Origin of the sequence: Ohtaekwangia koreensis (genome assembly GCF_900167975.1) — a bacterium.
GTDB classification, from domain to species: domain Bacteria; phylum Bacteroidota; class Bacteroidia; order Cytophagales; family Cyclobacteriaceae; genus Ohtaekwangia; species Ohtaekwangia koreensis.
Genome location: NZ_FUZU01000005.1, coordinates 168,766 through 180,362 on the forward strand (window position 1 = coordinate 168,766; position 11,597 = coordinate 180,362).

Here is an 11,597-nt window from a genome sequence, read left to right on the forward strand (position 1 = left end):
TATTATAGTATGCGGGCATCTGGAATTTCACTTAGCCTTTTGATGATGCTGTTATTTAACGTGATGGCTTATGCAACGACTGATAGTCCCATAGCCGGCTGTAGCCTTACAGGCAATAATCCAGTTTCTTCCTATACCGCCTATACGTATTCATTGAATGGTTCGCTATGTTCTAGCGCAGCAAGCTGGACAGTGAGCTGCGGAAGTATTATTGTAGACAGCGAGACCTCGACCAGTGTAAAAATTTATTTCAGTAATAGCAGTTGTTCTTCTGCAATAATTAAAGCATTGAACAGTTCGGGAGGTACAATTGCTTCCATTACAATAACGATCAATGCTGCGCAGCCGCTTACAGGGGGAACTATCACCACGACTTCTCAGGCAGTGAATTACAATAGTATACCGGCTCAAATCAATGCATCATTACCTGCTAACGGTACCTGTGGCGGTTATGCTTACCAATGGTGGTATTCTGTTAATAATTCAACGTTTTATGCGATTACAGGAGCAACAGGTCAAAATTATCAGCCGGGTACACTGACGACAACAACCTATTTCAAACGTACGGTAGCATGTGGTTATCAATCTGCTACTACTTCAAACATTGCCACAGTCCAGGTATACCCTCAGTTGGTTACAGGGACCATTAGTCCGTCCAGTCAGTTGATAAACTATAACACTGCACCTTCTACGCTAAGTATTTCAGGAACAACCGGAGGTACAGGTGTATATACCTATCAATGGCAGTCGGCCGCATCAAGTACAGGAACTTATACGGCTATTGATGGGGCCACGGCAACAACGTATACTCCAGGAGTTTTAACGAGCCAGGCATACTATACGGTAATCGTTACCAGCAATGGTGCCAGCGTTACCTCTCAACCAGCTTTCGTTTCTGTTTTTCCAAAGTTGAATGGAGGTAATCTTACACCGTCAGCACCTACAATAAATTATAACACAAGCCCTGGACCACTTGCTATAAGCAATGTTTCCGGAGGAAATAATGTCTATACTTATCAGTGGGAAAGCTCACCGACAGCTTCTTTTGCCGATAAAACAATTGTTGCCACCCAATCACTCACCTATACTCCCCCCGCGCTGACTTCGACTACATACTATCGTGTCGCCGTGAATAGCAATGGGGTTACTGCCTATAGCACACTTTCGAAAGTAAATGTATATCGTGAACTTCTGGCTGGAAGCATAACGCCCGCTAGCCAGGCCGTTGTACCAGGAGGAACACCAGTACAAATGCTCGATGATGAAATGACAGGCGGTAATTCTCAGTACACTTTTCAATGGTATAGTTCAAGCGATGGCATTTCATGGAGCGCAATACCGGAAGCTACAGGAGCCAGTTACGCTCCGGGGAGTCTTGCGGCTACCACATACTATAAATTGCAAGTGAGCAGTAATGGCGTATCTGCCATGAGCAGTAGTGCCGTGATTTATGTTTGTCCACCACTGATAAGTGGTGAGGTAAGCCCGGCAGTACAACCTCCAGTTAACTATGGAACGGAGGCCATTTCGTTGACAATCTTTAATGTCTCGGGCGGAAGAGGCAGTTATAGCTATCAATGGCAACGTGCAATTAATAGCACTGACTGGAGTAATATACCGAATGCTACGGGAAGCACATATAACCCTGGCAGTCTTACACAAACAACCTACTACAGAGTGATGGTCACTGGTGGGTTCACAGGATACAGTACTGTTGCCGTGGTTGAGGTGTACCCTGAGAATATAGAATATAGCACCATCGCGGAGGCTTCAGGACTAAATTATATTCGTACCAGGGTTATTAATAACGAAGGTATTGTGAATAAAGAAAGTGCTGATCAACTGACCGATGTTTATGATGTTACACAAGTCACACAATATGTTGATGGCCTTGGTAGGCCCATACAAACTGTGAGCAAACAAGGGAGCCCGGCACTAAACGATGTTGTGAATTTGCAGGTTTACGATCTGTATAACCGTGAGGTAAAAAAATATTTGCCATTTGTCTCTACTCAGTCTCAAGATGGTAACTATAAGTTAAATTCATTACCATGGCAAAGTGATTTCAATGACGAGATTTTTCCAGGCCAAAGATATTACTACAGTGAAACCGTTTTTGAATCATCACCCCGTAGTCGCATAATGAAGCAAGGAAGCGTTGGTTTAGATTGGCAACCAGGCCCAAATGTAAACACTGACCGATCAATAAAGAAAGTATATGCCTTTAATAAGGCAAATGAAGTCTTGTTAATTGAGTATGATCCAGTGTCGAACAATATCATTGTTAACAATACTACCTACTATTCTCAAAATGAACTTTATGTGAATAAAACGATCGATGAGCACAATGCAGAAGTGATTGAATACACGGATAGGGAAGGTCATATAGTTTTAAAGCGCGTTCAGGCAGTAGCCGTAGCAACGACTGTTAATGATACGAACTATGCCAGTACCTACTATGTCTATGATGATGTTGGAAATTTAGTGTCTGTTATTCCTCCGGAAGCAGTGAAGTTAATAACTGCCTCAGGATCGACCGCTTACCCTGGTCAGACAGACGCCGTTAAGGATGCTTTTCTAAAGCGTTGGGCATTTAGATATATATATGATAGTAGAAGGCGAATGATTCAAAAACAAGTGCCTGGTGCAGAAGCGGTATATATGGTGTATGACAATCGTGATAGATTAGTACTGACTCAGGACGGCAATCAACGCACGAGTAAGCAGTGGTTATTTACAAAATATGATGAGTTGAATAGGCCGATTGCCACCGGAGTAAAAGATACTATTGGTGCTCTTACCCAAATTGAAATGCAAACTGCTGTCAATAATCACTATGCTAAACCGTGGACAAAATATGGTGAGGTTTATGTCGGTAATACTGCTGGTAATGTTCACGGCTATAGCAACAAGTCTTATCCGGTTTATACTACAGGAGCAACGACTGATGTTAATAATTACCTCACGGTTACGTATTATGATAATTATGATTTCCGGTCATTGTGGCCCGGTAATTATAAATACATGGACGAGAATGTTTCCGAAACGGCAAACGGGATAATGTATACTCAACCTGATGTAGAGTTTCTCCAGGTTGCCGGTCAATTAACTGGTACTAAAGTCAAGGTGTTGGATGGTAGAAATGTATGGCTCAAGTTGGTAAACTATTATGATGATAGATATAGGTTGATTCATAGTGTGGCTGATAACTATATGGGAGGCCAGCAACGGACATCAAATGTATTTGACTTTACGGGCAAAGTCTTAAAGACAAAAACGGGCCAGTTAACCTGGAAAGATTTTCTTCACTTATCTGCCTGGGGTAACACATTGACTTGTGCAGCCTATAATGCTGGTTGGGGACATTCTGGTACAGTGACGCATCAGCAGCTGCCAGCCGGTCAGGATGGGTGGGTAGAGGTGATGATGACCGAGACTAATTCTTCGCGTATGATTGGTTTTTCAAAAACCAACAAGGATGCTAACTATACCAGTATGGATTACGCATTTTATCCTTATTCGGATGGGCATCTATATATTTATGAAGGTGGCAACCGGGTAACCTCTACGTATTTTTCATCTTATGCAACGGGTGATGTACTCAGGATAGAGCGAACAGGTACGGCAATAAAATACTATAGAAACGGAACTTTGCTGCGCACTTCCATGGTGGCTTCTACAAGCTCACTTATGGTAGATGTCGCCATGTATACGTATATGTCTACACTTGGTGGTATATGGACTTCCTTTGGTACGACAATAACAAGGCGTTTTGTATATGATCATGCCGGGCGACTTTTGAAGACTTGGCATAAGACAAATTGGGAACCTGAGATACTTCTGGCCAGTAATGAATACAATGAGCTTGGCCAGCTTGTCGACAAAAAACTGCATAGCATACAAGCTACTGCAACGGACGCAAGACAATCGATCGATTATCGTTATAACATTCGCGGCTGGATTACTTCGATGAACAACGCATCACTCACGCAAGAAGTGGCCACCAATGATGATACAGGTGATCTCTTTGGTTTTGAGTTAGGTTATAATGAAGATATAGGGTTAGGGAACGCAAGTCTTTTCAATGGAAATATATCGGCGATGTGTTGGAGTAATAACCTTGGCATGGACGGTGTTAAAGAAAAAGCTTATCAATATAGTTATGACCCGATGAACCGCCTGACGGGAGCTGCCTATAAGGAAAAAAGCAATGCTTGGGCACTGGCTTCTAACGGGGGATTCTCTGAATCTGATTATGGATACGACCTGAACGGTAACATTACAAAATTGACACGCTACGATGAGCGAGGATCTACTGTAGTAATGGATAATCTGGCCTATGATTATGGTACAGGTACTGGCGTAAGCAATCAGCTTTTAAAAGTTTCCGATGGTGGCGATAAGACTAAAGGTTTTAAGGATGGCAGCAATACCAGTAACGATTATAGCTACGATAGCAATGGAAACATGACTTCTGATTTGAATAAAGCTATAAGTTCTATCTCTTATAATCATTTGAATTTACCGCTCAATGTTATAGCGAAAGATGGTCATCGTGTAACCTATATCTATGATGCAGCGGGTACAAAGCTAAAGCAAGAGGTGATGGGAGAGGGGGTAAGCAAAGAGAGCTACTATACTGGAGAATTATTTTATACAGGCGAGACAAAGGATGCGAGTGTAGTTTATGATTTTAATTTCAATACGAATACAATGGGATGGGCCAGTGGGAACATCATTAATTATGGATGGAATAGTGCGGGGTATATTCAAGGTACTGTCAATAGCAGTGATTCCCAAGTAAAGTCCGGTACACTAAGCATTCCAATAGACAAGAACGTTATTATAAAAATACGAATGAAGGTGGCCACGAAGGTTTATCGTGCGCAATTGTTTTTTGTGACATCCTCGCAGACGGGTATAAGTGAAGTGAAAAGTGTTAAGGTTCCGTTAGTTCCTGTTGATAACCAATTTAGTGAATATATAGTGGATTTATCACGCAATCCATATTGGGCTGGTACGCTTAATACATTACGGTTAGACCCTATAGATGGAGGCGTATCAGGGAATACCTTTGCTGTTGACTATATAAAACTGATCCGAACGGAAGCCATTGGAAGCCCCTCATTAGAATTTATTAATCATGAAGAAGGGAGAGTGGTGATGAATGGGGCTTCTCCTGAATATCAATATCACATGAAAGATCATCTGGGCAATGTAAGGTTAACGTTTACCACAAAACAGGAGACTGATAATTCATTGGCCACGCTGGAGACTGCCAGGGCAGATGGTGAATCAGGTAAATTTTTATACTACGATGAAGCTGTGAAGCTAAACTTCCCATTGTTCAATCACACCGATCAGGGTGATACTACATACTACTCTACACGTCTTAATGGTTCCGAGAATGAACGAACGGGCTTGGCCAAGTCGATCAGTGTAATGCCTGGTGATACTATATATGCAGAAGTATATGCGAAGTATTTAGACACAAATTCTAGCAACTGGTCAACGGCAGTTACAAACCTGATTGCATCCATTGCTAATGGAACGGCAGCGACCGGAACCTATATAGATGGTGGCGCTATAGGAAGTACAGGAGGTGCAGTCAATCCATTTGCAAGCATCCTGAACAAAGGAAATGAAACAGGCACTGCACCGAAAGCTTATTTGAACTACCTTGTCTTTGATAGAGACTACAACGTACTGGATGCTGGTTTCGTACGCGTAAGTGAAGATGCTAAAGAGAGCGGCACAGATGCACAGCATGAGCATGAGTTGCTATTGAAACAACTGGTAATAAAGAAACCAGGATATGTTTATCTTTACCTAAGCAATGACAACATGGCTTTAGGTGGAAGCCAGGTTGAGGTATATTTTGATGACTTTAAGGTAGAGCATAATAAATCACCAGTAGTACAGACGGATGACTATTATCCATTTGGGTTGACATTTAATAGCTATAAAAGAGAAAGTAGTGTTCTTAATAGAATTAAATTTCAATCACAAGAGCACATTGACGACCTAAATTTATACTGGGACTCATTCAAGTGGCGAAATCATCAGCCAGATATAGGAAGGTTCTTTAACGTTGATCCACTGGCTGAGAAATATTTATACAATAGCCCATATGCGTTTAGCGAGAATAAGGTTACATCACATCGTGAGTTGGAAGGCTTAGAGGCAGAATCGGTTAATAAGAAGGAAACTGATAGACAGAAAAAAGAGACAGATAAAGAGTTGCAACGAAGAAATGAAGGCAAGACTCCAAATCTTAATGTGATTCCAAAAGAGAATACGACAAATACTAGTGCAAAATCTAATACTACGGGTGGGAAGTTTCAAAGCGGTGATAAAAAAGAAGAAAGCCCTGGCCAACAAGGTCGAGAGCCGTTCACCACAGATAGACCACTTGATATAGTTCCTTTTGACTATGGTGGTGGGGCACAGTCAGCAGAGCAAAACATTTTTAATGGAAGTACTGATATACCAGCGGGTGGAGTTGTTGAGAGCGCGACACTGAACATAAACATTGAAGTAGTGGAAGGAGGTAATCCTCAAACTATGACGGTACAGCAAGGCAATTTTAGTATGGATGGTCAAGGGGCTCAGGGGCCTACATTATTGAACGTAAACATTCAGGATGTTCAAGGAAGCTTTAATACATCAATACCGCTGAATAATATTAATCCCAATACAAATCTCTCTGTACAGTTTTCCGGTGGCGGCAGTAACAAAGTGAACGTTACAGGAGCGATAATCATTTCAGGTACTAAACCGAAGAAACCATAGTGACACATAAAGTTATAGGATGCATTCTGCTATTGAATTTTATTTGGCTACCCGGGAATGCTCAGGAAGAGAAAGAATCGGCAATACAAAAATATAAAAGTGAGTACCTGGCTTCTGAAGTAAAGGATGGCAAGGAGATAAAATGGCGAGGAAATGTAAATAAGTGTGATGAAGGCAACACATCAGATAAGATTAAGAATAAGGCACTATTACGTATCAATTACTTCAGAATTCTATCAGGACTTCGTCCTGTGAAATTCAAAGATGAGTACAATGCTTTGGCGCAAAAGGCAGCCTTCATTACTCATGTGAATAACAAGATAAATCATAATCCTGATCCGAGTTCCAAGTGTTATTCCGAAGAGTCAGTTATCGCTACAAGCAATTCAAGTCTTGGCTTTATGGATTTTGTGTATTATCCTGAACTTGCATTCATTACTGAATTTGTGAAGGATTATGGGGAATTTAATAAGGCGGTGGGGCATAGACGTGCGATGTTATACTCGCGCTCTGTGAATAAGGGTTATGGAACAACTTTGCGTGCTGAAGCTATTTATAGCGATTACACTTCTTGGCTTGAAAAGGACAGCACTTTGTTCCCCAAGTATTTTAGTTACCCGGTTGGTGGCTACAATGAAATTGATTTGGTTTTCCCTCGTTGGTCATTCAGCATCCCGGATATATATAAAGTTGATTTTAAGGAGGCTGTTGTTGAACTGAAAGACGAAACTGGCAGGTTAATCAATGTTACAGTTTTACCGTACGAGGATATATATGATCCGACCCTAGTTTGGGAATTGAAAGATAAATTGAAGCGTGACTATTTTTTGAATCACTCCGTAACGGTCGACATTAAGAATGTAAGAGTTAACGAATCTCTTCGAAGTTATTCATATCAAGTACGTTTCTTTGATTACGTAGGAGATTGAAAAAACAACTAATCACTCTGAAATGCTTTTAAGCTTGGCATTTTTGATCAATGCATCGATGGTATAAAGAATATGCTCGAGTTCCTTCTCAGGAAAAATTTGAATGTCGTTTAATCTTGTTGCGAAAGGCAAGAGTGTAGGCTTCATCAACAATAAGCGTATACTTAATAAAGCCCTTACGTTATCACACAATTATGTGTTGCCGCATTTAAAGATACCCACAGCAATACCGATATATATCTTGTAAATCCATACTCAGTTCCCATCTGGTTTGGCATTAGCAATGTAAGGAATAACCAACCAACTAGCCATTAATCTTTATGAAGAACTCCACCGCTCGTTAAAAATTACATGTTACTGCATTTAAAAATACCTACAGGATTACCGATATATATCTATGTAATATACCTACAAATACCTATGTATAAATACGGATTGTATCTATAGCGGCTCTTCTATAAGTTTAAAGCCATAAAGATGTGGTAATGAGAAAATGTATCATTGATAGAATTTTTCGAAAACAACGAATCAGCATCATTAAAGAATGTTGATTTTAAACCGGCAAGGCGTAGCTTAAAGAGCGCGCCTTTTTTTGTGTCATAATTTTTAGAGTAACTAAATTATTTATAGATGTAAAAGAAAGACAAAACACAAATAACCTAAACTAAAACAAACCTATATATGAGAATTTCTACGTAAGGTATTTACTATTCGCGCTTCCTGGTCCCAGGCGATGAGGAGATGAAAATTGTGCCTGCCACACCGACTGCAATCGGGCAGCAGGCTGTTTCAAAATAATTAGACAATCATTTAAAACATCTCAAATCTATGATTCTATCTACAAATTATGTAGAGCGGCTATTTTTTGCTTCAGACTTTAAATATCAATCCCTTTCTAACACACTTAAGTCTTTGGTAAAAAGTATGTTTTTCCTTTTGATGCTGGTGGCCTATAGCCTCACAGCTACTGGTCAGGCAACCAAAACTATATCGGGTACTGTAACAGATAATGAAGGTACAGCTATACCAGGCGTTACTGTTTCCGCGAAAGGTGGAGCAGGAGTAACTACCGATGCGGAAGGAAAGTTTACACTTCAGATTCCGGAAGCAGTTACATATTTAACATTCTCATTTGTAGGGTATGCAACGCAGGATGTACAAGTGCCCGCATCTGCTAACATAACCGTCATGTTGCAGGAATCAGCAAGTCAACTGGATGAGATTGTAATCATTGGTTCACACGCGAGTGGCAGAACGGTATTGGAGACGCCAGTTCCAGTTGATATAATAGATCTGAAGGAACTATATAAAACCACTCCTCAAATATCGATCAGTCAAATTCTGAATTATGTAGCACCTTCGTTCTCATCAAATGCTCAGTCTATTCAGGATGGTACCGATCATATTGACCCCGCATCATTACGCGGTATGGGTGTAGATCAGGTATTGGTGTTGTTGAATGGCAAGCGTTTGCATCAGACATCACTTGTGAATTTTCAGGTTGGTCCTGGTCGTGGACAAGTAGGTACTGATTTGAACCAGATCCCTGTATCAGCAATATCAAAAATTGAAATCTTGCGCGATGGCGCTGCCGCACAATACGGCTCCGATGCCATTGCCGGTGTGATTAATATTATACTGAAAGAAACAACCGGTGTAGTTGAAGTAACGGCAACTACAGGTGCTTATTTCACAGGCGATGAAAGTCTGAAACAGCAGGATAAAAATTATGACGGACAACAGTTTTTAACAACGTTTAATTATGGTATACCCTTAAATGACAAAGGCGGCTTTATAAACTTCAGCGGTTCTATAGAAGATAGAAAGCGTACCAACAGAGCTACCGATTATGAAGGAAGTATATTTAGAGATTACAACGCAACGGATGGCAACGGTAATCTTTTGTATGACGTTACACAGTTCTCGAAGGACGCAACCGATGATAATGCGCTTGCTTATTTTCAAGCTAATAATTTAACAGGAGCAGATATTACAGATGCGGAGTTGGTCAGAAGAGGAACTACACGCAGAGACTATACAATGTATGTTGGACAAGCACAGTTAAGAGATGCTAAAGGTTATTTCAATGCTGTACTTCCTATTAATGAAAACTTTGAGTTCTATGCTTTTGGAGGGATCGGATTCCGTCAAGGACGCTCATCAGGATATTCACGTCTTCCATCAAACCCTTCACGCTATCTCCCTGAACTATATAAAGATGGTTTCCTGCCGCATATCAATTCAAAAATATCCGACAAGAATTTTGCAGTGGGTATCAGAGGTAAATCTGGTGAGTGGAATGTTGATTTCAGTAATATATATGGCTCCAATCAATTCTTGTTCATCATTGACCAGTCGATTAACTTCTCGCAGTTAACAGCATCTCAAACAAGTTTTGATGCGGGTGGACATGCCTTCAGTCAGAATACAACGAACTTTGATCTCAGCAGAAAGTTTGATATTCTGAAAGGACTAAATATAGCCTTCGGAGCAGAACACAGATACGAGAATTTTAAAATTATAGCAGGCGAGGAAGCATCCTGGAGAAACTATGGATTGGATGCAAACAATCAGCCTACTGTATTTCTTAGAACGCCTACGACTGATGAGAACGGAGATATAGCAGTAAATACAGCCATTCGTCCCGGTGGATCACAAGTGTTCCCAGGATTTCAATCCGCAGTAAATCAATACAGAAACAGCTATGCATTTTATGGTGATGTAGAACTTGATGTAACAGAGAAATGGCTTTTAGGTGCAGCGATTCGTTATGAGAACTATAGCGATTTCGGTGGTACTACAAATTACAAAGCCGTTACACGCTATAAATTAGGTAGCAATTGGACAGCACGCGCTTCCTTTAACACAGGCTTCCGTGCACCTTCTTTGCACCAGGTATATTTCCAAACCACCACAACCCAATTGGTGAATGGTACACTTTCTGAAGTAGGTATATTCTCGAATACCAGTAAAGTAGCACAGATATTAGGTCTCCCTAAATTGAAGGCTGAGCAGTCACAAGGTTTTACAGGTGGTGTTACCGGAACATTCCTGGATAACTTCAGTTTGAGTCTGGATTATTTCCTTATTAAAGTGAAGGATAGAATTGTATTTACAGATGCTATTTCAGGTGATCCTAATGGAACCCCTAGTCAGCAGCAGATCTATAATTTACTTTTACAAGCGAATGCTTCTGTTGCTCAATTTTTCGTAAATGCAATTGACACAAAAACACAAGGTGTGGATGCCGTTCTTTCGTATACTAACAAAATAGGAGCAGGCTCCTTGAAAGTTGATCTGGCAGCAACATTTTCTCAAACAAAGCTGGATGGAAAAGTGAAAGTTCCGGCTACGTTTACAGGCAACGAGAACTTCTTCTTCCCGAAGAGCAGCCAGACTATATTGGAAAATATATCTCCTGTGCAAAAGCAGAATTTGATTCTGACGTACTCTTTGAAAAAGTGGAGTTTCTTCTTGCGTAACGTACGCTTTGGCAAAGTGATAGATCCTAATATATATGACGATGATAATAACTATATGACATTCCAGCCTAAAGTTATTACCGACTTGTCAATAGGTTATAACATTACAAAAGGAGTGCAGGTAACTGTGGGTTCTAATAATTTATTAGATATATACCCTTCAAAAGTTGATAAAGTTAAATATCCAGGCGGATATGATGATGGACGTTTCCGCTATCAGAACGCTGCTTCTCAATTTGGATACAACGGGCGTTTTCTTTTTGCGCGTTTAAATCTGACCTTGTAGAACAGGTGTTTATTGTCATTTTAAAAGAGGCTGTGGATTCACAGCCTCTTTTTATTTGTATGGCTGCATTTAAGAATTTCAACAACAGATATTTGAGGACACGAATCT

4 protein-coding genes are annotated in these 11,597 nt (G+C 40.5%); 3 read left to right on the top strand and 1 reads right to left on the bottom strand.

The genetic code is table 11. The features are described from left to right. Positions 1 to 9: 9 nt before the first annotated feature. A complete protein-coding gene (locus B5Y40_RS27885; protein WP_143785977.1) occupies positions 10 to 6,792 on the top strand; it encodes a DUF6443 domain-containing protein in 6,783 nt (2,260 codons plus the stop codon). Continuing rightward, the gene (locus tag B5Y40_RS27890) at positions 6,792 to 7,721 is read left to right on the top strand and encodes a CAP domain-containing protein (protein WP_079690179.1); all 930 of its coding nucleotides are present in this window, start codon (positions 6,792 to 6,794) and stop codon (positions 7,719 to 7,721) included. Before B5Y40_RS27885 ends, B5Y40_RS27890 begins: the two co-directional genes overlap by 1 nt. A 12-nt stretch (positions 7,722 to 7,733) precedes the next feature. On the opposite strand, the gene B5Y40_RS30050 is transcribed toward B5Y40_RS27890, so the two are convergent. After that, positions 7,734 to 7,868 carry a hypothetical protein gene (locus tag B5Y40_RS30050; protein ID WP_262497201.1) on the bottom strand — a complete coding sequence of 45 codons (135 nt, stop codon included), beginning with the start codon at positions 7,866 to 7,868 and terminating at the stop codon, positions 7,734 to 7,736. 777 nt (positions 7,869 to 8,645) lie between these two features. Between B5Y40_RS30050 and B5Y40_RS27895 the strand changes: the two genes are divergently transcribed. Beyond that, a complete protein-coding gene (locus tag B5Y40_RS27895; protein WP_079690449.1) occupies positions 8,646 to 11,489 on the top strand; it encodes a TonB-dependent receptor in 2,844 nt (947 codons plus the stop codon). The last annotated feature ends 108 nt before the right edge of the window (positions 11,490 to 11,597 follow it).